Origin of the sequence: Yoonia sp. F2084L, from assembly GCF_023015625.1 — a bacterium.
GTDB lineage: Bacteria > Pseudomonadota > Alphaproteobacteria > Rhodobacterales > Rhodobacteraceae > Yoonia.
Genome location: NZ_JALKAH010000003.1, coordinates 452,217 through 474,531, shown reverse-complemented (window position 1 = coordinate 474,531; position 22,315 = coordinate 452,217). Strand labels below are relative to the sequence as shown.

Sequence of the window (22,315 nt, the reverse complement as noted above, 5' to 3'; positions counted from 1 at the left end):
CTTACCGGCCCGGGATCTCGCCGCGCTTTTCGCCTTTGCCTTCCCAGCTATCGAGGGCGGCAATCGCCTCTTCGGCGGTGTCGACAAAGCGGAACAGTTTCAGATCATCCGCCGAAATCGTACCTGCATCTGCCAATGCGTCCCAATTGATGATCTTTTCCCAAAACGCCCGTCCAAACAGCAAGAACGGCACCTGCGCCATACGTCCGGTCTGGATCAGCGTTAGCGCCTCGAACATTTCATCCAGTGTGCCAAAGCCACCGGGAAATACGCAGACTGCTGAAGCCCGCATCAGGAAATGCATCTTGCGGATCGCGAAGTAGTGAAAGTTAAAGCACAATTCCGGCGTCACATAGGGGTTTGGGGCCTGTTCATGTGGCAGCACGATATTCAGGCCAATCGACCGCCCGCCTGCGTCTTGCGCGCCGCGGTTGCCTGCCTCCATCACGCCTGGGCCACCGCCTGTGACAATGACGTCTTCGCGCCCGCCGGTTTGCAGCGACCGTTCGGTCATCATCTGGGCGAACTTGCGCGCCTCTTCGTAATAGGCTGACAGATCGGCCAGCGTTTGCGTGCGTGCGGTATCTTTCTTGGCAGGTTCCGGGATCCGCGCGCCACCAAAAAGCACGATGGTTGATGCGATATCTGCCTCGTCCATCAGCATTTCCGGTTTGAGCAGTTCAAGCTGTAGCCGCACAGGCCGCAGCTCTTCGCGGCACATAAAGTCCTCATCTGCGAAGGCCAGCGCATAGGACGGTGCCCGCGTTTGCGGTGTGTCCGGGACGCTCTTGACCTCTTCGCGGTCTTGGTGGCTGTCACGGAACGGGTGGTAACGGTTGTCTTTCATCGGGTGTATGTCCTGCCTTGTTTGGATGCAGAGTTGCCCGACCTGCCCAAAGATGCAACGCGATACACATAGATTGATTGATGCGCCCAGCCCCGCTAGAAGCCTTTGAAATTATCTGACCGGAGAATCCCACATGTCCAATGCCGCCCTTGAGACTGCAATCGAAGCCGCGTGGGATGCCCGCGACACGATCAACACATCCACGACCGGAGAAACCCGCGAAGCGATTGAGGACACATTGAATGCGCTCGATAGCGGTAAACTGCGTGTCGCCGAGAAGATGGAAGACGGCAGCTGGCATGTGAACCAATGGGCCAAGAAAGCGGTGCTGCTGTCCTTTCGCCTGAACGATATGGAGCCGATTTCAGGCGGCAATGGCGGGACGACGTGGTGGGACAAGGTCCCATCAAAGTTTGACGGTTGGGGCGAAAACCAATGGCGTGATGCCGGCTTTCGCGCGGTGCCCGGCTCAATCGTGCGCCGTTCGGCCTATATCGCCAAGGACGTTGTGCTGATGCCATCCTTCGTGAACCTTGGCGCTTACGTTGATGAAGGCTCCATGGTCGACGGCTGGGCCACGGTTGGATCATGCGCCCAGATTGGTAAGAATGTGCACCTGTCTGGCGGTGTCGGCATCGGTGGCGTGCTGGAGCCGATGCAGGCAGGCCCCACGATCATCGAAGACAACTGCTTTATCGGCGCGCGTTCTGAGGTGGTCGAAGGCTGCATCGTCCGCGAAGGCTCTGTGCTTGGCATGGGCGTCTTTATCGGCCAATCCACCAAGATCGTGGATCGTGAAACCGGTGAAGTCATGTACGGCGAAGTGCCGCCTTATTCGGTGGTTGTTGCAGGTTCGATGCCGTCCAAAAACAATATCAGCCTCTACTGCGCCGTGATCGTGAAACGCGTCGATGAGCGCACGCGCTCCAAAACCGGCATCAACGAACTCTTGCGTGACTGAATGATCATCAGCCGCATAGTGGCGCGCAGGCGCATCGCGGCGGGCGTGCGCCCGTCGTTCAAGGCGGCATGGCTGCCTGTGGCGGCTGACATTGTGATCATCTCGGTCCTGCTGGCATCGCTGTTCTTGCCCGCAGTATCATTAACCATCGTGATGAACCTGACGCTATTCTGGCGGATACTGGCGCTGATGCTGGTGATCTACGCGCCATTGCAGATCGTCATTGTCGTTTCGACCATCTGGGCGGTCCGCTCGCGCTGGGAAGAGAAAGGCACCACATGACCAAGAAGGAAAGCCGCCAGAAGGTCTATACTCTGCTTGTTGAGGTCGGGCGCAACGCCGGTGATGGCCTGCCCGAAGAGGCCACGGGGGCGGCACTGATGTGCTATGCCAGCGGCGTCGATGAAGCCGAAGCGGTGCGTGAAACGGTGGCGATCCTGAAGCAAGCCGACCTTGCCCCGCTGGATGTGTCGGGGTACGGCACGTTAGACGAACGCTTGGCCGAGGGGCATGATATATCGGACGATGAAAAGGCGCTGATGGCGCGTGCGCTGGAAGAAAACAGCGTGATCGTGGCGCAGATGACGCCGTTTTTTGACAAGGCTTAGGCGGCGCAGATCATGACGGTGATCTTGCAAAACGCCCTCCCCGATGCCCACGACAGCACGCCCAGCCTGCCGGGCACGTTGCCCTGTGACGCAGATGATTGGCTGCGCGTGGATGAGGCTTATGCCGCACAGATGGCCTATCGCGCGCAGTTGCTGGAAGAGCGGTCGGAGTCCGTGCTCTCGGAGAACGTAACCGCAGGGCGCGAAGTTCTGGAAGAGGCGCTCAAACTGCTGCCCGGATTAGGGTTTGAGGTGGCCGCAGATCACGTCATCTGCCCCGATCTGCGCGCTGTTCAGATAGACCGGGTCGCGCCGTTGCGGACGCTGGGCCATCTGGCGCAGGAAGACATCTGCATCATGGAAAAGCGCGGCGATGAGCACGTGTTGACCGGGGCCGTCCTGTGCTTTCCGGCGAACTGGCGTTTGGCCGATAAAATCAACCGACCGCTGACAGGCATCCATGCGCCGGTCGATGAATATGACGACAACATCGCGCGCCGCGTACAGCGGTTGTTTGACGGGGTTCGTGTCGGCAAGCCGCTTTGGCGGTTCAACAAGCTGCGCTATAGCGACGCTGACTTGCATCAGCCCTACAAGAAGACCGACGGTCAGCAAACGCCCTTCATCCGCTCAGAGCGGCAATGCATTCTACGGCTGCTACGCACAGATGCGGTCGTGTTCACGATCCATACCTTTGTGGTGCGCACGTGATCGTGCCGTAGCCTTGATGGACCTATGCTGCTGGGTAAGCTATTATGTCGTAACAGCCGCCTAAGCCGCCCCACCATACTTGGTGAGCACCCTTTCAAAGAAAGACAGGCCATGAAAAAGATCGACGTCGATGCAGATACCAAACGCTCGAAATTCCTGATTAAGGCGATGGTTGTTCAGGTTGTCTTGGTTCTCATCGTGATGTTTGTCTTTTGGGCCTATTTGGCCGCCTGATTGCATCCCCGCGTCCTTCCCGCTAGCCATAGCGGAAAGGAGCCTGCCAATGCCGATTGATCCCGTTGCCTTGACCGCCGATCTGGTCCGTTGCCCGTCTGTGACACCTGCCGAAGGTGGCGCGCTGGTGTTGCTTGAGGAAGTCCTGACCAAAGGCGGGTTCACCTGTACGCGCGTGGATCGTGGCGAGGTATCAAACCTCTATGCCCGCTGGGGGCGGCAAGGGGCGAACCGAACCTTTGGGTTTAATGGGCATACCGATGTCGTGCCATTGGGGGACGAGGCGGCTTGGACGATGCCGCCTTTCGGGGCCGAGATAAAGGACGGGTTTCTTTATGGGCGCGGGGCCACTGACATGAAATCCGGCGTTGCGGCGTTTGCCGCAGCGGCGATTGATTTCGTCAATGATACACCGCCCGATGGCGCTGTCGTGCTGGCCATCACAGGCGATGAAGAAGCCGATGCCGTGGATGGCACCACCGCGCTGCTGGACTGGATGGCTGCGAATAACGAAGCCATGTCCGTGTGTCTGGTGGGGGAACCCACCTGCCCCAATGAGATGGGCGAGGCCATGAAAATCGGGCGGCGCGGGTCCATGACTGCGTTCTTTACCGTGACGGGCGTACAGGGCCATGCTGCCTACCCGCATAGCGCAAAGAACCCGATGCCCGCGATGGCGCGGCTGATGGATGTATTGTCCAGCCGCGTTCTGGACGAGGGGACGGCGCATTTTGATCCGTCATCTTTACAGGTGCTCACCATCGACACCGGCAACCCGGCGACCAACGTGATCCCGTCGCAGACCAAGGCCACCGTGAATATCCGCTTCAACGACACCCTCACCAGCGCCGACCTGACCGCGTGGATGCAGAACCAAGCCGACATGGTCGCTGCAGAATTTGATGTCAGAGTTGAGATGCGGGTGCGGGTGTCCGGTGAGAGCTTTGTCACCCCGCCCGGCCCATTATCGGATCTAATCGGAAAAGCCGTCGAGGCCGAGACCGGGCGCAAACCAGAGCTGTCCACGTCGGGCGGGACGTCAGATGCCCGTTTCGTCAAGGATCACTGCCCGGTGGTGGAGTTCGGGCTGGTGGGCAAGACCATGCATCAGGTGGATGAGCGGGTCGCGGTTGCGCAAATTGAGCAACTCAAGGCGATTTATACACGGATTCTGACAGACTACTTCGCCTAGTCGCAAAACAAAATTAGATCAAAAGCGCGCCAAAGTTGTGCCTTTCTTTTGTTTCAGGCTGTTCACGAGAGTAACGGATTGGAGTCTGTGATGAAGAAAGCACTATCATTTTGTGCCGCGTTTCTGGTTGTGGCCGGCTGTATTCAGGCGCCTCAGACTCCGGACGAGGTCCGCGTGCACCCTTGGACAAATGAACAAGCGATCGACGTGAACCGGTCAGCATCGGCAGCGATAGGTACGATCACCAATCGCGCCCGCGCCTGTATGAACTTCACGGTTCAGACATCAATCACAAAACCCGGACAGATGAGCGCAATTTTGTCCGATAGCTATCGGACGAGCCGTCAGGGCAACAGCCTTGTGATTGAGCACAACAACCCCAACAACCTGGGCAATCCCGGCTGGTATCCCTATCTGGTCGCCGATGTGACCTCGACCGCATCTGGCGCGCGTGCCACGACCTATGCCGGACCGGGAAATGGCTGGATCGTTGATGCAATTCAGGCATGGGCGGCCGGCGACACGGCCCCCTGCCCGCGCACTGATTTCGGCTAGGGTTCGTCGCCCCTCAATTTGGATGACGCTTGACGCAGGCCGTGCTAGGGCTGCGTCATGACACGTATCCCCTCCAAGTCCGAAATCCTTGCCTGGATATCCGAGCATCCCACCAAAGCTGCCAAGCGCGATATCGCGAAGGCATTTGGCATCAAGGGGGCTGCACGGATTGACCTCAAGCGCCTGCTGAAAGAGCTTGAAGAAGAAGGCAAGCTGACCAAGCGCAGAAGTTCCTACCGCGATGCCGAAGAACTGCCGCCTGTTGCCGTGCTGGAGATTGTCGGGACCGATGCAGATGGCGATCTTTTTGCCCGCCCCTTGGAATGGAAAGGCGAAGGCGCGGAGCCGCGTATTCTGATGATGTTGCGCGCCAGCGATCCGGCTCTGGGAGCGGGGGATCGTATTTTGGGCCGCCTGGCTGTCGATCAAACCGAAGATCACAGCCACACCGCCCGCATGATCCGCAGGATCGGGACCAATCCGTTGCGTATTCTTGGCGTGTTTCGTGCCGGATCCGAGGGAGGACGGGTGCTGCCCATCGAAAAGGGTGCGGACAAGCAGTGGACCGTTGCGGCGGGTGCTACGGGCGGCGCCAAGGACGGGGAGTTGGTGGAAGCCGAGCAGGCCGGGCCAAAGGGCCGTATGGGCTTGCCCAAGGCCCGTATCATCGCCCGCTTGGGCGACCCAACCGAACCGCGCGCCGTATCACTGATTGCGATCCATCAGCATGGCATTCCCGATCACTTCCCGGACGAGGTTATCGCCGAAGCTGACAATGCCAGGCCGGCTGGGCTCAAAGGCCGCACGGACCTCCGCGATATGCCGTTGATCACCATTGATCCGTGGGATGCGCGTGACCACGACGATGCCTGTTTTGTTGAACCCGATCCTGATCCGAAAAACGCTGGCGGCTTTATCATCTGGGTCGCGATTGCCGATGTGGCCCATTACGTCACGCCCGGATCTGAACTGGACCGCGAAGCGCGCAAGCGCGGCAACTCCACCTACTTCCCGGACCGTGTTGTGCCCATGCTGCCTGATCGTCTCTCCGGCGATCTGTGTTCGCTGCATGAGGGAGTTGAACGTGCCTGTCTGGCCGTTGCGATGCGTATTGATATGGCAGGCAACAAGATTGATCACGCCTTTCATCGCGGGCTGATGAAATCGGTCGCCTCTCTGAACTACGAAGAGGTGCAGGCCGCCGTTGATGGCCAACCCAACGACAAAGTCGCCCCGATGATGGATGAGATCATCACGCCGCTTTATCAGGCTTTCGCTGCACTGATGAAAGCGCGCGCGCAGCGCCAGCCGTTGGAGTTGGACCTGCCGGAACGTCAGATTGTGCTGGATGACAATGGCAAGGTCACGTCTGTGCAATACAAAGAACGACTGAATGCACACCGCCTGATCGAAGAATTCATGGTACTTGCGAATGTCGCCGCCGCTGAGACGCTGATTGCCAAGAAGTCACCCCTGCTGTTCCGCGTGCACGAAGAACCAAGCCCTGAAAAGCTCGACGCATTGCGCGAGGTGGCCACGGCCTCCGGCCTTGTTCTGGCGAAGGGGCAGGTTCTGAAAACCGCTCACCTGAACAAACTGCTGAAAGGGGCTGCGGGCACCGAGAACGATGAGCTGATCAATATGGCCACCCTGCGGTCGATGACGCAGGCCTATTATTTCCCCGAAAACTTCGGCCATTTCGGGCTGGCCCTGCGCGCCTATGCGCATTTCACCTCGCCCATCAGACGCTATTCCGACCTGATCGTGCACCGGGCGTTGATCAAAGCACATGGCTGGGGTGATGATGGGCTCAGCGCTTGGGACGTCGAACACCTGACCGAAACGGCCAAACTGATCAGCGACACCGAACGCCGGTCGATGACAGCAGAACGCGACACAACAGACCGGTATCTGGCCGCCTTCCTGTCTGATCGCATTGGCGCGGAGCTGACGGGCCGGATCAGCGGGATTGCCAAGTTCGGGGTCTTTGTGAAACTGGACGAAACCGGCGCTGACGGCATGATCCCGATCCGTACGCTGGGGCGCGAGTATTTTCACTATGATGCCGAAAGCCAGACACTCATGGGGTCTGATACCGGCATGATTATCGGGCTGGGTCAGCGCGTAACGGTGAAACTGGCAGAGGCCGCGCCTGTAACCGGTGGCCTGATTGTTGAACTGCTGACGCTGGAAGACCGCGCTGTACCGCGTGGTCCGTCGCGTGGGCGGGGCAAACCGCCACGGCGCAAGGTGGGATCAGCGCGCAAGAAGGCGGCGAAGACGGCGCGGAAGGTGAAGCGGACACGGAAGTAGGGCGCCAAATGACCGGTTTGAGCCCATTTAGACAAATGCTGCGCTGTGCACTAACGTCGGCTTTCAAGAAGGTTGACCCAAAGGGGCAACTTTGGAAAGCCTTCGCTTAGTTTGCAAAATTGGAGGCTAGCTTGGACGATGCATTGAAAAAGCAAGTAGAGTTACACTTAGCAGGTGCGACAGTCAGGCATCAGAGCCCCTTCGAAAGCATGACTACCTATAGAAATGATACCGAGTGCGACTTAGCGCTAATCGAGAAATGGGTAGTTCCACTCTATATGGCTGGTTTGCGCATCAATGACGAGACACTCGCAACATACAAGAACCTATATCCACAATTATCGCATGATATTCTGCTGAAAATGCTGGGGGAGTTTAACTGGCGCCCAAGGAAGGTTGGTGCCATTTTTTCCGCCATCTCGAAAAATCAAGATGTTGAAACCATTATCGGAACGCACTTGCTGAAAAGCGAAGTTTGTTACGCTGGACAAGGATACTGCTTGGCTCTGGCATCATTTGAAAGCGTATCAGCACAAAGATATTTAATTCAGTACCTGGACTATTACTTGCAGCGCACCGATCTGGATTTCGACCAAGGGTCCGCACTTGGAGCAGTGGCCTACTTGGATCCTATATTTGGAAGTGACGTCCTCTCTGAAGTAAGACCTGCGTATGACGTTTGGAGGCAACACCGACCGCACAGGAGTGCGGCAGAAGACGTAATCATCTATTTCAGGCAGCAGATGGGAAGTATCGCCACCATTCGAGAGGCAGTCGGTTTGTAGCCTTCCCCAAAATGAGAGTTTCTGACGCTCTTCGGGAAGCAGCCATTGGCGCAACTGCAGCGAATTCACCCTTCGTCCCGCTTAGCCTTCAGATAAATGATACGTCAGCCCATGCCGGATCAGCAGCCGCAGCCGCTCTGGTGTGATGTCTTCTGCCTTGGCAAAGATCACCGCGCGGTTGCCCTCAACCCGGTCCATGCCCGGAAAAGTCGCCGCATAGGTGCTGACGATATCGGTACTGCAATGGGCAAAAATCGCCGTGCCACCCCCCTTTGCCAGTCCGATCCGCAGGGTTGAGCCTGATTTGGTCTGGGGCGTCAGATAAGCGGGCTGGCCCCACTTCAGGGTTTCCTCGATCTGCCCTACTTCTGGCGTGGCTGCGGCGACTTCATAGATCAGATCGCGCAAAGCAAGGGCCATGTCCCGCTCGGCGGTTGGAAAGCCCGCAAAGACATCCGCCACCTTGTCGCTGGCAAAAGGGTAGGTCATCGCGCTGTCACCTTTGTTCTTCATCCCCACACTACCGGCAAAAAGCCGCGCCGTGAACAAGAGTTGATTTTGGCTTCTGTGAGATTGCTCTAGGTTAAGATCAAAATAAGGAGGCAGACATGCACCGCAGGCAGTTTATCGCAACGACCGTTTCAGCGCTGGCCATACCGACAGTACCTTGGGCCCAGGGTGCCGGATTTCAAAACTGGATCGCACAGTTTCGCGGGCGCGCCCGCGCTGCGGGGATTTCAGACCGCACATTTGACGCCGCTTTCGCTGATATCCGCTATCTGCCCGACAGTATTGAGCGTGACAACAATCAGGCTGAATTTGTACGCCCGCTGGCCGATTACATGGCCTCGGCTGTGTCTGACACGCGGGTTGCCAATGGCCGCGAGCAGGTGCGCCGCTATGCGACCCTGCTATCGCAGATTGAGGCGCGGTTTGATGTGGAACCCCATGTCGTCGTGGCTGTGTGGGGGATGGAAAGCAACTATGGGCAGCGGCGCGGTGATACGCCGTTGATCTCTACGCTTGCCACATTGGCCTACAACGGGCGGCGTGGTGCTTTTTTTGAAAGCCAACTGATTGCCGCCCTCAAGATTTTGCAAAACGGCGATGTGGCCCCGCGCAATATGACCGGATCATGGGCTGGGGCGATGGGCCATACGCAGTTCATGCCCACATCGTATGAGGCCTATGCCGTCGATTTCACAGGTGACGGGCGGCGCGATATCTGGGCCGACGATCCCAGTGATGCGCTGGCCTCAACCGCGGCCTACCTGCGTCGTTTCCGTTGGACCAAAGGGCAACCTTGGGGGGTCGAGGTCCGATTGGCCGCAAACTTTGATTACAATCAAACCGGGCGCACCGTGACGCGCCGCCCCAGCGATTGGGCGCGCTTTGGCGTTGTTGGTGTCGATGGGCAACCGGTGCCGGACTATGGTGATGCGACACTCAGCACGCCCACAGGTGCGGGCGGGCCCGCGTTTTTGCTATTCCGCAATTACGATGTGATCAGCCGCTACAACAACGCAGAGGCCTATATTATCGGCGTTGGGCACCTTTCAGACCGTATTCGTGGCGCAGGTCCCTTGCAGACAGCTTTCCCGGCGGATGAACGCAGATTGCGGCGCGCGGAACGGCGCGAGTTGCAGCAGCGGCTGACCAATGCAGGGTATTCAACGCAAGGTGTCGATGGGCGGATCGGCCCGAACTCACGGGCAGCGATCCAAGCGTATCAGCGCAGCGTTGGCTTGCCCCCCGATGGGCACCCGTCAATGGCACTTTTAGAACGGCTGCGGTGAACAATCGCCGCCTTGCATGCAGGTTGTCAGCATGTCGAGGGTAGCTTGGCTTGGCTCTTCAAAGATCATGTCGCCGCAGGGGGTGGCATACATCGTCACCAGCGGTTCGGTCACGCGGACAAAATAAACAGCATCGACGCCGCTACGCGCGCCACCACACCAGATGCTGGCGCAGTCGATCTGAAGCATGACATCACTTTGGTAGTCGCTGGTGAACCCCTGGCGGGTCAGGCCCTTGCCCTCAAACCGTGCCGTGATCGGCTCTGGGTTGCGTAATTGCTGGGATAGATCGCGCACGGGCAGGTCGGCTTCATCAAAACGCAATTGCCCGTAAAGAACATAGTAGCTTTCGGGCGCCGCGGCGACCTGCTGAAACGTTCTGATCGGGTCAGGCCGCATGCAGCTAAGCGCTTGGGCCTGTGCGCTGACGGTAGCGAGGGCTGCGGCAAGCAACAGAGATTTCATCGGGCTACTCCTGTTATCGGTTCCAGGATATGACGTATCACAGTGTGCGATCCTTGGACCTTACACGCAGTAAATCAGAGTTCAGTCGCGAATTCAGCCAAAACCTGCTCGTAGACCGCGCGTTTGAAAGGCACGATACTTTCAACCATTTGCGCTGGGGCCATCCATTGCCAGGCGGTGAATTCGGGCGTTTGCGTCTCAAGATTAATCTCGCTGTCCAGCCCATGATAACGCATCAGATACCATTTTTGCTCTTGTCCGCGATAACGGCCTTTCCAGATATTGGGTACAAGTTCATGCGGAAGATCATACCGGATCAATCCCGCGCTCTCTGCTTCGATGGTCACAAGGTTGGGGGTGACGCTGGTTTCTTCTTCCAGTTCGCGCAGTGCAGCGTCGCGGGTACTTTCGCCTCGATCGACGCCACCCTGCGGCATTTGCCATGCATCGGTATCGCGGTCCTTGCGCTGCGCTACAAAGACGTGGCCCCGTGGGTTCACCATCATCACGCCGACACAAGGACGGTACGGCAGTTCGGCAATCTCTTCGGGGGTCATAAAAGGGCCTTGGTGCTTCATCATTGGGTCTCTTTTTTGGATGTGGACTAAGACTACGCGCGAGGCCAGAGGTTATGCGATAACAAGTCGTGTTTCGTGCCGGATGCGTGCCGCGATCCAGCGCAAATGATCCGCCCGAAACGCCACGCATCCAGCGGTCGGACGGCCCGGCCCACGCCATGCATGAATGAAAATTGCCGACCCCCGCCCCTTGACCGCGTAGGGCCAGTTCCAGTCGGTCAGAATGACCAGATCATACATCGGATCCGACCGGCGCAAACGCTCATGTTTATAAGGGTGTGGGGCACTTACCATCATGTTGTAATCGGGGTCCTTGATGTCATCAGACCACAAGTCAAACGGACCTATTGGAAGGGCCCAATCGGCAGGTTTTGCCATGCGATCGGGGCGGTAAAGCATCCCCACAAGGCGGTGTATTCCGCGTGGTGTTGCCCCGTCCCCTTCGGCCTTGCGGGAGGTCAAACCGCCCCTGCCAATGGTGCATGGAAAACGTCTTCCCATGAACCGTAAGTGGGTTGGGGTGACGACAAGATCAGTGTGTTTCATAGGCCCAGATAAACCATAGTTTATGCCGAAATGGCGAATCACTTGTGAAATTACAAGGGGTTATGAACTCTGCAAGCCGGATGAAACAGCGGTGATCTGGTGCAGGCCAAACATCCTTTTCTTGGTCACCTGACGCAAATCTGACCCTAAAGCAAATGCCCTGATTTTGCGGCCTTCGTTGCCAAATACGCGTGGTTATGCGCGTTCTCGCCCACTTTCAGCGGCACGCGTTCAGTGACGTTGATTCCGCAGGCCTGCATTCGGGCGATCTTAGCGGGGTTGTTGGTCAGCAACCTGACGGATGAGAAACCCATCCGCTTGAGGATTTCTGCACCAATCCGAAAGTCCCGCTCGTCATCCTCGAACCCAAGCCGGTGATTGGCCTCCACCGTGTCAAACCCCTGATCCTGCAAGGAATAGGCGCGCATTTTGTTGGCAAGCCCGATACCACGCCCTTCTTGGTTGAGGTAAAGCAGCACCCCTGCCCCTTCGCTTCCCATTTGCGCCAATGCGCCGCGTAGTTGCGGGCCGCAATCGCATTTGAGTGACCCAAGCAGGTCCCCGGTGAAACAGGCCGAATGCAGACGTGATAGTACAGGCACACTGCGGTCTGGCTGGCCGATTTCAACGGCATAATGCTCTTCCGCGCCATCATCGGGGCGGAAGATATGTAGACGCCCGGCCTCAGACACATCCAATGGAAGGCGCGCGGAAATAATCGGGCTTAGCGGGCTAAGCCCGGTATCGAGGGCCGCATCTGCGGGAACAAGCGTCAGATTATGCGCGATGGCAAACTTTGCCGCATCATCCACATGCAAAACCATCGCAGCGGGCAGCAAACGCGCGGCCTTGACCATCGCGATTGCCGCACGATGCAGGTCCGCAGACCCCTCGCGTGCTGTTTGCAACGGCCCCTTCATCGGCGCGCGCAGATCATCTGCGGGGTCCGCAACCGCCCGCACCCAGTTCAAGGTGGCATCAGGCGGCAGGACGATCCGCGCGATGTCGCCATCATAGGCCCGCGCCTTAAGCGTTTCTGCACGCCGCCCCGTCACGGCCAAAACCGCATCGCCGCCCAGCGTGCGTAAATCAGCCAACCGTGCTGCATCCAGCGTCTCGGCCGCCAGCACCAACGCACCACCGTCCAGCACAACAGGCACGCCCATACGCAGATCAGCGCGGGCGCGGGCCAGTCGTTCTGTAATATCGGGGGCAAATCCCATGCACGACACCTCTCATTTGTTTCATCTCATAGCGGTTTGTGCCGCAAAGTGAAACATTTGCACTTTAAATCACACGTCCGTGTGAAACCGCGAAGGGATTGGTTGTTTGAAACGTAAACAAAGCACAAATCTAATTTCACAACGAAGGAGGATGTCATGGGACAACTCAAGAAGATTCTACTCGTCGATGATGACGACGACCTGCGCGAAGCACTTGGTGAACAATTGCTGATGACCGAGGACTTTGACGTCTTTGAGGCAGACGATGGTGCCAACGCGCTGATCAAAGCCAAGGAAAGTCTGTACGATCTGATGATCCTTGACGTGGGTCTGCCCGATACCGATGGCCGCGAACTTTGCCGTGTGATGCGTAAGCAGGGCGTGAAGTGCCCCATCGTCATGCTAACCGCACAGGACAGCGACGCTGACACGATCTATGGCCTTGATGCAGGTGCCAATGATTATATCAGTAAGCCCTTCAAATTCCCCGTACTTTTGGCCCGTGTGCGCAGCCAATTGCGCACCCATGAACAGTCCGAAGATGCTGTTTTCCAGCTTGGACCATATACGTTCAAACCTGCCCAAAAGCTGCTGATTACCGAGGACGAAAAGAAGGTGCGCCTGACGGAAAAAGAGACGAATATCCTCAAATTCCTGTACCGCGCGACCGAAGGTGTTGTCGCCCGTGATGTGCTTTTGCACGAGGTTTGGGGCTATAATGCGGGCGTGACGACGCACACATTAGAGACACATATTTACCGTCTTCGTCAAAAAATAGAACCAGATCCGTCAAATGCGCGCCTTCTTGTGACCGAATCCGGTGGCTATAGATTAGTGGCGTAGAAGTACTCCTCCCGGTGATCAGGCCCCTCCCTGTCGGGTCACCGGGTTCCCAAGAATACCGCCGGAGATCGGGTTATATCTCCACCTCCCTGTTGGACTTGCCCGGACCTTGTGTCCGGGCTTTTTTTTGCTCTGGCTATTTGAACACGGCATCTTACCTATTCAATGTATAGAATAGGGAGAGACACGATGAAATCCGCCAAACACTTTCTTGAAGAAGCCAACGCCAATGTCGTCCGCATCACCGCCGAGCAGGCGATTGCAAAACATACCGAGGGAAATGCCACGTTTATTGACGTTCGCGACAGCAGCGATATCGCAAAATCCGGCACAATAGCTGGCGCACACCGCGTCCCGCGCGGATTTCTTGAATTTGCGGCGGACCCGGACATGCAGTTCCACAATCCGATCTTCCAAAAAGATGCAGAGCTTTGTTTGGTTTGTGGTGCAGGCGGTCAGGCCGCACTCGCCGGAAAGACGCTGAAAGACATGGGTTACAAGAACGTCATCAATGTTGGCGGCATCGGCGATTGGAAAGAAGCAGGCGGACCGACCGAGGATTAACCCAACGCCTGATCCCAATCTGCGATCAGGTCGCTGATATCCTCAATCCCGACAGAGACGCGGATCAGATTTTCAGGAATACCGGTGTGCGGCTCAATCGTGTGCCGGTGTTCTACCAGACTTTCGACGCCGCCCAGTGACGTGGCGCGCAGGAAAAGTTTCAGCTTGCCCACAACCCGCAGCGCGTCGTCCCGACCTCCTTTGACCAAAACGGACAGCAAGCTGCCAAAACCGCCCTGCATCTGCCTTTGCGCGATGTCGAAACCGGGGTGTGACGGCAGACCGGGGTAAAACACATCCGACACCCCGGCATGCGCCATCAGGTGTTCCGCGAGCGTTTGCGCATTTTGCGACATCCGTTCAACCCGCAAGGGCAGCGTGCGCATTGCACGGGTCAGCATCCATGCCTCGAACGGGCCAAGGATTGCACCGGCCATTTTGCGATCAGCGCGGATCATATCCCAAATGGCGGCATCTGTTGCCCGTGTTGAAAGGACACCAGCCAGCACGTCAGAATGTCCGTTGATCCCTTTGGTCGCCGAATGCATCACGATATCGGCCCCATGATCCAGCGCGCGGGTCAGGATAGGCGTCGCGGCAGTGGCGTCGACCACCAATGTCGCATTGCTCGCGTCAGCAACCGCCCGGATATTGACCGTTTTCAGCCACGGGTTCGAAGGCGTTTCAACAAAGACGATGTCAGATTCTTGCGACAGGCATGTGGCGAGCAGATCATCTGCATCAACCTCAACCAATGTCACATCGCGTCGCGCACAAAAGTCGCGTACCCAAGCCGTCGTTCCCCAATAAATACCTGACTGCACGATCGCCGTGCCGCCATTGGGCAGCGTCCTGAACACGGCCGCAATTGCCGCCATGCCTGAAGGGAAAAGCAGCGTGTCTTCGGCCCCTTCGAGCGCGCGCAACACCTCCTCGGCTTGGCGCAGATTGTCCGAATCTGCGCGTGAATAGATGTTATCCGGCCGGATCAGTGCATAGTCTTCGTCACGCAGATAAGTCGTGGATGGCTGTAGCGCCGGTACGACGCCGCCTGTTTGCGGATCAACGGCGCCGGCGGCATGGGCTGCAATGGTGGCGGGCTTTAAATCATTTTCCATAGTGCTTTGTGCAGCGCGACATGGGCGAGATGCAAGTGGTGACTAGGTTACAAATTCATCCCGGCCATAGCCTTGCACATACAACAGCGCAGTCAGATCACCGTGGTTGATCCGCACATCGCATTGGTCCTGCACGGTAGGTTTGGCGTGCAGGGCAACACCCATGCCTGCCAGTGTCAGCATCCCCAGATCATTGGCCCCGTCGCCGACCGCCAGCACATCCTGGGCAGATATCCCTAAACGCGCGGCAATGTCGTTCAACGCCTCGACCTTGGCGGCTTTGCCCAGAATGGGCCGCCCGACATTGCCGGTCAGCTTGCCATCAGCGGCCAGCAGAGTATTCGCGCGGTTTTCGTCAAACCCCAGCGCTGCGGCGACACGGGCAGTGAACGCAGTGAACCCGCCAGACACGAGTGCCGCATAAGCGCCATGTGCCTTCATCGTATTCACCAACTCATAACCACCCGGCATATGGGTTATGCGTTCGTCCAAGACCTGTTCGATGATCGTCTCAGGCAGGCCTTTCAGCAAGCCGACGCGTTCAATCAACGCCGCTTCAAAATCCAATTCGCCGTTCATCGCCCGCGCGGTGATATCGGCGACCCGTTCCCCCACGCCCGCCTCGGCAGCCAATTCGTCAATGCATTCCTGCCGGATCATGGTGCTGTCCATATCGGCAAGCAGCATCTTTTTACGCCGCCCGTCCAACGGGCTGATCACCAGATCAACACATCCCTTTTGCAGGTCAGCCCAGACATCCCATTGGTTGTCAGGAGCCGCAGGGATCGCAAATTCCGCCGCCTCATCCACCGCAAGCCAGTTGGCGTCACCGCCGCCCCATGCATTGCGCAGGCTATCAACCAGTGCGGCATCCAGATTGCGCTCGGTCGGTGTTGTGATCAGTGTGACGACCTGCATGGCGGACCTCTTTGGATTGATGGGCAAGGTCTAGCGCCGTAGGGCCAAGGGCGCACCCCTAAAAGTCGAAAATCTCGCTCAGGAAACTGTCGCGCTTTTTGCGGGGGCGCTCCTGATAACGGTCATCGCGCCGGTCGCGGCCACTGTCACCACCGCCACCAGACGCGGGTGAGCGTTCAATGATCTTATCCAATTCACCCCGGTCGAGCCAAACGCCGCGGCATTCAGGGCAATAATCAATCTCAACCCCGCTGCGGTCAGAAATCACGAGGGTAGCGCCGTCAATGGGACATTTCATTGCGTAATCCTTTCTGCGTTGTTGTCCTTAATTAAGCGTAGCAACGCGGGATACAACGCGTGCGGCGGAAGGCCGCGCAGGTTTCCGATTGGCGACCTTGATGTCGCAAAAAACGCACCGTTTGCCGAATTCGGGCCGCTTTCACTGTTGTAGATACCGCAGCACCGCTCTATTCCCGCAGGTGGGACACCCTTCCCCAACGAAGGGCGCATATCTGTGAGGATACCACTGATGGTTACGACTAAACCGGCGACGCGGCCGGCTAATCCGCGTTTTTCTTCTGGCCCTTGCGCCAAACCCCCCGTTTGGAAACTTGATGCATTGCGTGACGCCCCTTTGGGTCGCTCACACCGTGCTGCTGTCGGCAAGGCCAAACTGGCCGAGGCGATTGACCTGACACGAGAGATTTTGGGCGTGCCTGCGGATTACCGCATCGGCATCGTACCTGCCTCTGACACAGGCGCCTATGAGATGGCGATGTGGTCTTTGCTGGGTGAACGCCCGGCCGAGATGGTCGCCTGGGAAAGCTTTGGTGCTGGCTGGGTCACGGATGTGGTCAAGCAGCTGAAAATCGACGCGACGGTGCATACGGCAGAGTATGGCGAAATCGTCGATATGGCCGCACTGAACTATGATAACGACGTTTGCTTTACATGGAACGGCACGACCTCTGGCGTGCGTGTGGTCTCAGGCGATGTGATCCCTGGCGATCGTGCAGGGCTGACACTCTGCGATGCAACCTCTGCGGCCTTTGCGCAGGATCTGCCTTGGGACAAGCTGGATGTGACGACTTTCTCCTGGCAGAAGGTGATGGGCGGTGAAGCGGCCCACGGCATGCTGATCCTGTCCCCCCGCGCGGTTGAGCGCCTCGAAAGCTACACCCCGGCATGGCCCCTGCCCAAGATCTTCCGCCTGACCAAGGGCGGTAAGCTGATCGAAGGCATCTTCCGGGGTGAGACGATCAACACGCCCTCCATGCTGGCGGTTGAGGATTATCTGGTTGCCCTGAAATGGGGCCGGTCTATCGGCGGTCTGGATGCGCTGATGCACCGGGCCAATGCCAATGCGCGCGCCATCTGGAATTTCTGCGCAGACAAGTCTTGGATGGCGAACCTCGCGGTTGATCCCGCAACCCGTTCCAACACCTCTGTCTGTCTGAAATTCACCGATGATCGCATCACCGACGGTGCCGCCTTTGCCAAAGCCGTTGCCAAACGGTTGGAGGCCGAAGGGATCGCGCTGGATATCGGCGCATACCGCGATGCCCCCGCAGGCTTGCGCATCTGGTGTGGTGCCACGGTCGAGACATCCGACATCGAGGCCATGTTGCCATGGCTGGAATGGGCGTTTGAGGCTCAAATCAACGCATAACGTGGGTTTCACCCACCCTACGATTTTCCAAAAGGAGCGGCAAAATGGCCCCCAAAGTACTTATCTCTGACAAACTCTCACCCGCCGCCGTGCAGATCTTCAAGGATCGCGGCATTGATGTGGATTTCCAGCCTGACCTTGGCAAGGACAAAGAAAAACTGCTGGAAGTGATCGGGCAATATGATGGCCTAGCGATCCGGTCGGCCACCAAAGCGACCGAGAAGATCATCGCAGCTGCTACGAATCTCAAGGTAATCGGTCGTGCCGGGATCGGTGTCGATAACGTCGACATTCCAGCGGCATCGAAGAAGGGGATCATCGTGATGAACACGCCTTTCGGGAACTCGATCACGACAGCCGAACATGCGATTTCGATGATGATGGCCGTGGCGCGGCAAATTCCCGAGGCAAACGCTTCGACCCATGCCGGTAAATGGGAAAAGTCCCGTTTCATGGGGGTTGAGCTGACGGGCAAAACGCTGGGCGTGATCGGTGCCGGTAACATCGGGTCCATCGTGATTGACCGCGCGCAGGGTCTGAAGATGAAGGTCGTCGCCTACGATCCGTTTCTGTCGGAGGAGCGCGCTGTCGACATTGGCGTTGAGAAGGTTGAGTTGGACGAATTGCTCGCTCGCGCCGATTTCATCACGATGCACGTCCCCCTGACCGATCAGACGAAAAACATCCTGTCGGCAGAGAACATTGCCAAGCTGAAAAAGGGCGTGCGGATCGTAAACTGTGCGCGTGGTGGTCTGGTCGATGAGGCCGCTTTGGCTGAAGCGCTCAACGCGGGTCACGTCGCTGGTGCGGCCTTTGATGTCTTCGCGGTAGAACCTGCTACCGAAAGCCCGCTTTTCAACTTGCCCAACGTCGTCGTGACCCCCCACTTGGGTGCTGCCACAACAGAAGCGCAGGAAAACGTGGCGTTGCAAGTGGCCGAACAGATGTCGGACTACCTGCTGACCGGCGCGGTGCAGAACGCACTGAACATGCCGTCCGTGACCGCCGAAGAGGCCAAGGTCATGGGGCCATGGATCAAGCTGACAGGCCACTTGGGTAACTTCATTGGCCAGATGACGGATGAGCCGATCAAGGCGATCAACATCCTGTTTGACGGTGAAGCAAGCGAGATGAACCTCAAGGCGCTGACAGCGGCGACGATTGCGGGGATCATGACGAAAGCAAACCCGGATACCAACATGGTCAGCGCGCCTGTGATCGCCAAAGAACGCGGGATCAAGGTTTCGACAACGAAGCAGGATCAATCAGGTGCGTTTGAAGGCTATGTCAAAGTGACCGTCGTAACTGCAAAGCGCGAGCGCTCGGTTGCGGGGACGGTCTTTAGCGATGGCAAGCCACGCTTTATCCAGATCAAGGGTATTAATATCGACGCCGAGATCGGTGAACACATGGTCTATACCACGAACGAGGATCGGCCCGGGATCATCGGCACCTTGGGCACGACGATGGGCGTGAACAACGTCAACATCGCGAACTTTACGCTTGGCCGGTCCGAGGCGAAGGGTGAGGCGATTGCGCTGCTCTATTTGGATGAACCGGTCCCTGCAGCTGCGATCAAGGCCTTGGAAGCAACAGGATTGTTCCAGCAGGTCAAACCGCTGACCTTTACAGTCTGATCGGCACACACATGAAACCCATCTACGCGATTGGTGACGTTCACGGCCAGAAAGACATGCTCGATCATGCGCTTGCATTGATTACGGCCGATGGCGGCGTGGACGCAAAGATCGTATTTGTGGGGGACTATACTGATCGCGGCCCAGACAGCCGGGCCGTGATCGACACATTGATTGCGGGTCGGGACGCGGGGCGCGATTGGGTTTTCATCAAAGGCAACCACGATCGCTTTTTTACCCACTTTGTACGTTACGGCAGGCAGCACGATGCGCGCGTCGCATCCGGCATTAACTGGTTCAACCCACGTTTGGGCGGCACAGAGACGCTGGCATCCTACGGCATCAAGGGTGTCATGCGTTTCGCGCAGGATCGCATAGATGGACGTGAGATGCTGGAGGCATTCGAAGCCCCTGACGGAACCTTTGATGCCGAGGCACTGCAACAAATGGCTCTTACTGCCGTACCAACGGCGCATTTGGATTTTCTGGACACCCTGCCGCTTTGGTTTGAAACAGACGATCTGTTGTTCGTTCATGCGGGTCTGCGTCCGGGTTTGCCGATTGATCAGCAAGACCCAGAGGACCTGCTTTGGATCAGGGATCCGTTTCTGACAAGTGATGAGGACTTCGGCAAACTGGTTGTCCACGGGCATACGGCACTTGATTACCCGCAGCATTTTGGCAATCGCGTCGATCTCGATGGTGGTGCCGGGTATCACCGCCCTCTCATCCCTGCCGTCTTTGAAGGCCGTGACTGTTGGCTGCTGACGGATCAGGGGCGCGTGTCGCTCACGCCCTAATCCCGCCGAATAACGCCCGTTACCGCAGCCGCACCAATAGCGGTAACAATCCAGCCCAGCGCTGTCAGCCACCAGCGCGCAATCCAAAGCCACCATCCCCACGGGCTGCGCGTGGTGGATGGCGCCCATGACGCCTCTTGCCCCAGTGAGATGATGGGGACCACCAGATCGACGGCATAGGATACCGCGTTGAAGGTCTCGTAGTCTCGGCCGGGCGTCAGAACGGTGGTGCCATCGGGGGCCAGCATGTATTTGTCTGACCAGACCTGTGCGGGATTGGCGATATTTTCATCCGTGGCAAGCGTCTGCCAACCCTCCGACATCAGCACTGGGCCCATTGTCGGCGCGAAATCACCTGCTTCCCAAGCCTTATCGGCCAAAAACCAGCCAATAAAGACCAGTGTCAGCAACATGTAAAAGCTACGCTCCGGCTTGTGCCCATAGCCGACGACAAGGCCAAACACCCGATCCGCGATCACGCTACCAGTATTACGCCAACCGACGCGAATACCATGCCAACGCTGCTCATCCCGAAACTGCTTTTGCGCAAGATCCAGCGTCATCTCGCCCACGTCTAATACAGCTTCATCCTTGGGATGCAGCAAAGCCAAACGGGCCACATGCGGATCATTCGGGCGACGTTTGCGCAGTTTTTCAATCGCTTCCCAACGCTCATCATCGGGCAAAAGGCTCGTCTTCAACAGATCATTGCGCCAATCCCGCTCGCGCCGCCAACGCGCGCGGGACGCTTTGCGTTGCTCTTTTTCTTTGGCGACCATAATCGCGCGCGCGTCTGACCTGTGGCCAGTGTCCCGCAAGAGTTTCGCCAATTGCTCGTAAGGTTGCGGGTAGAACTCGCGCCGCGACACAGCACCCATTTTCAGCCATGCCAAGCGATCCGCCACGTTGATCCCGCCATGCAGCACATCGTAGATAAACCCGCTCAGATACAGTGTGTCACACAAAGCCCAGCTTTCGGGATCGTCCCAAAGATCGCCCACATGCGCCGAGGTCAGATCGACCGCACCGGCAACGTCCTTTATGCGCCGCCAGATAAACCCTTCGCGCACGACAAGACGCTGCACGTTCAGCGCATGGCCTTCCGCGTTGCGCATGGTGGCATGGGTACAATCAAGGACGCCACTGATCTCAGCACCCATGAAGCTAACCTCGCCATCGGTGGTCGCATAGCGCAGGAACGCATCGCCGCGCACTTGCGTGCTTTGCGCGTTCAGCGCATGGCCGTCAGGGTTGTGGAATGCGACACCGATGGCAACCAGTTGGCCGCCGATTTGCGCACCCAGCAGGCTGACCTGTCCGGTGGCGGTTGTCCCCTCCAGCAGCACGCTACTGGCGACTTTCATGCCTTGCGCCTTGAACGCAGAGGCTTGGGGGTTTCGCAGCGTCGCTTGCGTGCAGGACAAATGCCCTTTGATATCGCTGCCCGACAACGACACCTTGCCGTCAATCCGACTGCCATTCAGCGTCAGGTTCCCGCTGATCTGAATGCGGGCCGCGTTGATCCCATCGACCATTGTACAGCCCACAATCGCCAGACCATCGGCCTGCAACTGAACCATCTGAGCACGTTCTGCAAAGTGGCAGTTGAAAAAATCCACCGGACCCCGCGCCTGCGTGAAACTGAGGTCCAGCTTACCCGCAATCCATGCCCCATTGACTGTAATACCCGAAGGTTGCGTCATGAAATCCTTGCAGCCGCCAAGGATCAGATACCGCAAAAGTGCCGCCCGGATCAGAACACCCGGTGCCTTGAGGTTCGGCACGGTCAACCCGATTTGCGCGGTCGTTCCCGTTTGCGCGTTTTCCAGCAACAGCAGCTCGGCAGCGGTCAGCAGGTCGTTGTCGCGCAGTTGGACAACCTGCGCCCAGCGCGTGATCAAATGCAGGTCTTCATAACTCATGGGCTCACGCTAGGGTGCTGTGGTATCGCT

At 57.7% G+C, this 22,315-nt stretch carries 25 protein-coding genes; 15 read left to right on the top strand and 10 right to left on the bottom strand.

Features of this window, described 5'->3' with window-relative positions; genetic code table 11:
- Position 1: 1 nt before the first annotated feature.
- Positions 2–847, bottom strand: coding sequence for a TIGR00730 family Rossman fold protein (locus MWU60_RS11045; protein ID WP_247227354.1), 846 nt, complete (start codon positions 845–847; stop codon positions 2–4).
- Between the two features lie 133 nt (positions 848–980).
- On the opposite strand from MWU60_RS11045, the gene dapD reads away from it, so the two are divergent.
- The 9 genes from dapD to MWU60_RS11005 all read left to right on the top strand — a co-directional run bounded on the left by dapD (position 981) and on the right by MWU60_RS11005 (position 8,206).
- Positions 981–1,808: a 2,3,4,5-tetrahydropyridine-2,6-dicarboxylate N-succinyltransferase gene (dapD, locus tag MWU60_RS11040; protein ID WP_247227353.1), complete on the top strand. Its 828-nt coding sequence runs from the start codon at positions 981–983 to the stop codon at positions 1,806–1,808.
- On the top strand, positions 1,809–2,090 hold the full coding sequence (locus MWU60_RS11035) for a hypothetical protein (RefSeq protein WP_247227352.1): 282 nt from the start codon (positions 1,809–1,811) through the stop codon (positions 2,088–2,090).
- The gene (locus MWU60_RS11030) at positions 2,087–2,416 is read left to right on the top strand and encodes a hypothetical protein (protein ID WP_247227351.1); all 330 of its coding nucleotides are present in this window, start codon (positions 2,087–2,089) and stop codon (positions 2,414–2,416) included. The genes MWU60_RS11035 and MWU60_RS11030 overlap by 4 nt, the downstream gene beginning before the upstream one ends.
- A 12-nt stretch (positions 2,417–2,428) precedes the next feature.
- Positions 2,429–3,127, top strand: a complete 699-nt coding sequence (locus MWU60_RS11025) for a DUF3445 domain-containing protein (protein ID WP_247227350.1) — start codon at positions 2,429–2,431, stop codon at positions 3,125–3,127.
- A 111-nt stretch (positions 3,128–3,238) separates the two neighbouring features.
- Positions 3,239–3,361, top strand: a complete 123-nt coding sequence (locus tag MWU60_RS19510; protein WP_281493266.1) for a hypothetical protein — start codon at positions 3,239–3,241, stop codon at positions 3,359–3,361.
- A 49-nt stretch (positions 3,362–3,410) separates the two neighbouring features.
- Positions 3,411–4,553, top strand: coding sequence for a succinyl-diaminopimelate desuccinylase (gene dapE, locus MWU60_RS11020; protein ID WP_247227349.1), 1,143 nt, complete (start codon positions 3,411–3,413; stop codon positions 4,551–4,553).
- A gap of 90 nt (positions 4,554–4,643) precedes the next feature.
- Complete coding sequence (locus MWU60_RS11015) at positions 4,644–5,108, top strand: hypothetical protein (RefSeq protein WP_247227348.1); 465 nt, start codon at positions 4,644–4,646, stop codon at positions 5,106–5,108.
- A 57-nt stretch (positions 5,109–5,165) separates the two neighbouring features.
- Positions 5,166–7,421, top strand: a complete 2,256-nt coding sequence (gene rnr, locus MWU60_RS11010) for a ribonuclease R (protein ID WP_247227347.1) — start codon at positions 5,166–5,168, stop codon at positions 7,419–7,421.
- Between the two features lie 131 nt (positions 7,422–7,552).
- Positions 7,553–8,206 (top strand): DUF6000 family protein, encoded by a 654-nt coding sequence (locus MWU60_RS11005; protein ID WP_247227346.1) that lies wholly within the window; start codon positions 7,553–7,555, stop codon positions 8,204–8,206.
- An 81-nt stretch (positions 8,207–8,287) separates the two neighbouring features.
- On the opposite strand, the gene MWU60_RS11000 is transcribed toward MWU60_RS11005, so the two are convergent.
- On the bottom strand, positions 8,288–8,695 hold the full coding sequence (locus MWU60_RS11000; protein ID WP_247227345.1) for a DUF1801 domain-containing protein: 408 nt from the start codon (positions 8,693–8,695) through the stop codon (positions 8,288–8,290).
- Between the two features lie 119 nt (positions 8,696–8,814).
- On the opposite strand from MWU60_RS11000, the gene MWU60_RS10995 reads away from it, so the two are divergent.
- Complete coding sequence (locus MWU60_RS10995) at positions 8,815–10,002, top strand: lytic murein transglycosylase (RefSeq protein WP_247227344.1); 1,188 nt, start codon at positions 8,815–8,817, stop codon at positions 10,000–10,002.
- Here MWU60_RS10995 and MWU60_RS10990 read toward each other — a convergent pair.
- The 4 genes from MWU60_RS10990 to ribA form a co-directional block, all read right to left on the bottom strand.
- Positions 9,985–10,467 (bottom strand): hypothetical protein, encoded by a 483-nt coding sequence (locus MWU60_RS10990; RefSeq protein WP_247227343.1) that lies wholly within the window; start codon positions 10,465–10,467, stop codon positions 9,985–9,987. The genes MWU60_RS10995 and MWU60_RS10990 overlap by 18 nt on opposite strands.
- 74 nt (positions 10,468–10,541) lie before the next feature.
- Positions 10,542–11,024 carry an RNA pyrophosphohydrolase gene (locus tag MWU60_RS10985; RefSeq protein ID WP_247227342.1) on the bottom strand — a complete coding sequence of 161 codons (483 nt, stop codon included), beginning with the start codon at positions 11,022–11,024 and terminating at the stop codon, positions 10,542–10,544.
- Positions 11,025–11,096: 72 nt separating this feature from the next.
- A complete protein-coding gene (locus MWU60_RS10980; protein WP_247227341.1) occupies positions 11,097–11,591 on the bottom strand; it encodes a L,D-transpeptidase family protein in 495 nt (164 codons plus the stop codon).
- A gap of 146 nt (positions 11,592–11,737) precedes the next feature.
- Entirely contained in the window at positions 11,738–12,814 is a 1,077-nt protein-coding gene (gene ribA, locus MWU60_RS10975) for a GTP cyclohydrolase II (RefSeq protein WP_247227340.1), read from the bottom strand.
- A gap of 156 nt (positions 12,815–12,970) precedes the next feature.
- On the opposite strand from ribA, the gene MWU60_RS10970 reads away from it, so the two are divergent.
- Both MWU60_RS10970 and MWU60_RS10965 read left to right on the top strand, forming a co-directional pair.
- Positions 12,971–13,657: a response regulator transcription factor gene (locus MWU60_RS10970; protein ID WP_247227339.1), complete on the top strand. Its 687-nt coding sequence runs from the start codon at positions 12,971–12,973 to the stop codon at positions 13,655–13,657.
- Positions 13,658–13,846: 189 nt separating this feature from the next.
- The gene (locus MWU60_RS10965; protein WP_247227338.1) at positions 13,847–14,221 is read left to right on the top strand and encodes a rhodanese-like domain-containing protein; all 375 of its coding nucleotides are present in this window, start codon (positions 13,847–13,849) and stop codon (positions 14,219–14,221) included.
- Here MWU60_RS10965 and MWU60_RS10960 read toward each other — a convergent pair.
- From MWU60_RS10960 to MWU60_RS10950, 3 genes are read right to left on the bottom strand one after another with little or no spacing between them, the layout of a single operon-like run.
- A complete protein-coding gene (locus MWU60_RS10960) occupies positions 14,218–15,339 on the bottom strand; it encodes a PLP-dependent transferase (protein WP_247227337.1) in 1,122 nt (373 codons plus the stop codon). The genes MWU60_RS10965 and MWU60_RS10960 overlap by 4 nt on opposite strands.
- A gap of 42 nt (positions 15,340–15,381) precedes the next feature.
- Positions 15,382–16,257 (bottom strand): phosphoserine phosphatase SerB, encoded by an 876-nt coding sequence (gene serB, locus MWU60_RS10955; RefSeq protein ID WP_247227336.1) that lies wholly within the window; start codon positions 16,255–16,257, stop codon positions 15,382–15,384.
- A 58-nt stretch (positions 16,258–16,315) separates the two neighbouring features.
- The gene (locus tag MWU60_RS10950) at positions 16,316–16,555 is read right to left on the bottom strand and encodes a zf-TFIIB domain-containing protein (RefSeq protein ID WP_247227335.1); all 240 of its coding nucleotides are present in this window, start codon (positions 16,553–16,555) and stop codon (positions 16,316–16,318) included.
- Positions 16,556–16,786: 231 nt separating this feature from the next.
- Between MWU60_RS10950 and MWU60_RS10945 the strand changes: the two genes are divergently transcribed.
- Genes MWU60_RS10945 through MWU60_RS10935 form a run of 3 tightly spaced genes read left to right on the top strand, consistent with a single transcriptional unit; the run spans position 16,787 to position 20,363 of the window.
- Positions 16,787–17,926 carry a phosphoserine transaminase gene (locus tag MWU60_RS10945; protein ID WP_247227334.1) on the top strand — a complete coding sequence of 380 codons (1,140 nt, stop codon included), beginning with the start codon at positions 16,787–16,789 and terminating at the stop codon, positions 17,924–17,926.
- Between the two features lie 44 nt (positions 17,927–17,970).
- The gene (gene serA, locus MWU60_RS10940) at positions 17,971–19,563 is read left to right on the top strand and encodes a phosphoglycerate dehydrogenase (protein ID WP_247227333.1); all 1,593 of its coding nucleotides are present in this window, start codon (positions 17,971–17,973) and stop codon (positions 19,561–19,563) included.
- 11 nt (positions 19,564–19,574) lie between these two features.
- Positions 19,575–20,363, top strand: a complete 789-nt coding sequence (locus MWU60_RS10935) for a metallophosphoesterase (RefSeq protein WP_247227332.1) — start codon at positions 19,575–19,577, stop codon at positions 20,361–20,363.
- Here the strand turns inward: MWU60_RS10935 and MWU60_RS10930 are convergent.
- Positions 20,360–22,285 carry a hypothetical protein gene (locus tag MWU60_RS10930; protein ID WP_247227331.1) on the bottom strand — a complete coding sequence of 642 codons (1,926 nt, stop codon included), beginning with the start codon at positions 22,283–22,285 and terminating at the stop codon, positions 20,360–20,362. The two genes, MWU60_RS10935 and MWU60_RS10930, sit on opposite strands and share 4 nt — an antisense overlap.
- Positions 22,286–22,315: the final 30 nt, after the last annotated feature.

Coding starts and splice junctions, on each gene's coding strand:
- MWU60_RS11000 (WP_247227345.1), bottom strand. CDS start 8,695: ATGACCTACCCTTTTGCCAGCGACAAGGTGGCGGATGTCTTTGCGGGC.
- MWU60_RS10990 (WP_247227343.1), bottom strand. CDS start 10,467: ATGAAATCTCTGTTGCTTGCCGCAGCCCTCGCTACCGTCAGCGCACAG.
- MWU60_RS10950 (WP_247227335.1), bottom strand. CDS start 16,555: ATGAAATGTCCCATTGACGGCGCTACCCTCGTGATTTCTGACCGCAGC.
- MWU60_RS10965 (WP_247227338.1), top strand. CDS start 13,847: ATGAAATCCGCCAAACACTTTCTTGAAGAAGCCAACGCCAATGTCGTC.
- MWU60_RS10930 (WP_247227331.1), bottom strand. CDS start 22,285: ATGAGTTATGAAGACCTGCATTTGATCACGCGCTGGGCGCAGGTTGTC.
- MWU60_RS10960 (WP_247227337.1), bottom strand. CDS start 15,339: ATGGAAAATGATTTAAAGCCCGCCACCATTGCAGCCCATGCCGCCGGC.
- dapD (WP_247227353.1), top strand. CDS start 981: ATGTCCAATGCCGCCCTTGAGACTGCAATCGAAGCCGCGTGGGATGCC.
- MWU60_RS11030 (WP_247227351.1), top strand. CDS start 2,087: ATGACCAAGAAGGAAAGCCGCCAGAAGGTCTATACTCTGCTTGTTGAG.
- dapE (WP_247227349.1), top strand. CDS start 3,411: ATGCCGATTGATCCCGTTGCCTTGACCGCCGATCTGGTCCGTTGCCCG.
- ribA (WP_247227340.1), bottom strand. CDS start 12,814: ATGGGATTTGCCCCCGATATTACAGAACGACTGGCCCGCGCCCGCGCT.
- MWU60_RS11045 (WP_247227354.1), bottom strand. CDS start 847: ATGAAAGACAACCGTTACCACCCGTTCCGTGACAGCCACCAAGACCGC.
- serB (WP_247227336.1), bottom strand. CDS start 16,257: ATGCAGGTCGTCACACTGATCACAACACCGACCGAGCGCAATCTGGAT.
- MWU60_RS10980 (WP_247227341.1), bottom strand. CDS start 11,591: ATGAAACACACTGATCTTGTCGTCACCCCAACCCACTTACGGTTCATG.
- MWU60_RS10970 (WP_247227339.1), top strand. CDS start 12,971: ATGGGACAACTCAAGAAGATTCTACTCGTCGATGATGACGACGACCTG.
- MWU60_RS10945 (WP_247227334.1), top strand. CDS start 16,787: ATGGTTACGACTAAACCGGCGACGCGGCCGGCTAATCCGCGTTTTTCT.
- rnr (WP_247227347.1), top strand. CDS start 5,166: ATGACACGTATCCCCTCCAAGTCCGAAATCCTTGCCTGGATATCCGAG.
- serA (WP_247227333.1), top strand. CDS start 17,971: ATGGCCCCCAAAGTACTTATCTCTGACAAACTCTCACCCGCCGCCGTG.
- MWU60_RS11025 (WP_247227350.1), top strand. CDS start 2,429: ATGACGGTGATCTTGCAAAACGCCCTCCCCGATGCCCACGACAGCACG.
- MWU60_RS19510 (WP_281493266.1), top strand. CDS start 3,239: ATGAAAAAGATCGACGTCGATGCAGATACCAAACGCTCGAAATTCCTG.
- MWU60_RS10935 (WP_247227332.1), top strand. CDS start 19,575: ATGAAACCCATCTACGCGATTGGTGACGTTCACGGCCAGAAAGACATG.
- MWU60_RS11015 (WP_247227348.1), top strand. CDS start 4,644: ATGAAGAAAGCACTATCATTTTGTGCCGCGTTTCTGGTTGTGGCCGGC.
- MWU60_RS10985 (WP_247227342.1), bottom strand. CDS start 11,024: ATGACCCCCGAAGAGATTGCCGAACTGCCGTACCGTCCTTGTGTCGGC.
- MWU60_RS10995 (WP_247227344.1), top strand. CDS start 8,815: ATGCACCGCAGGCAGTTTATCGCAACGACCGTTTCAGCGCTGGCCATA.
- MWU60_RS11035 (WP_247227352.1), top strand. CDS start 1,809: ATGATCATCAGCCGCATAGTGGCGCGCAGGCGCATCGCGGCGGGCGTG.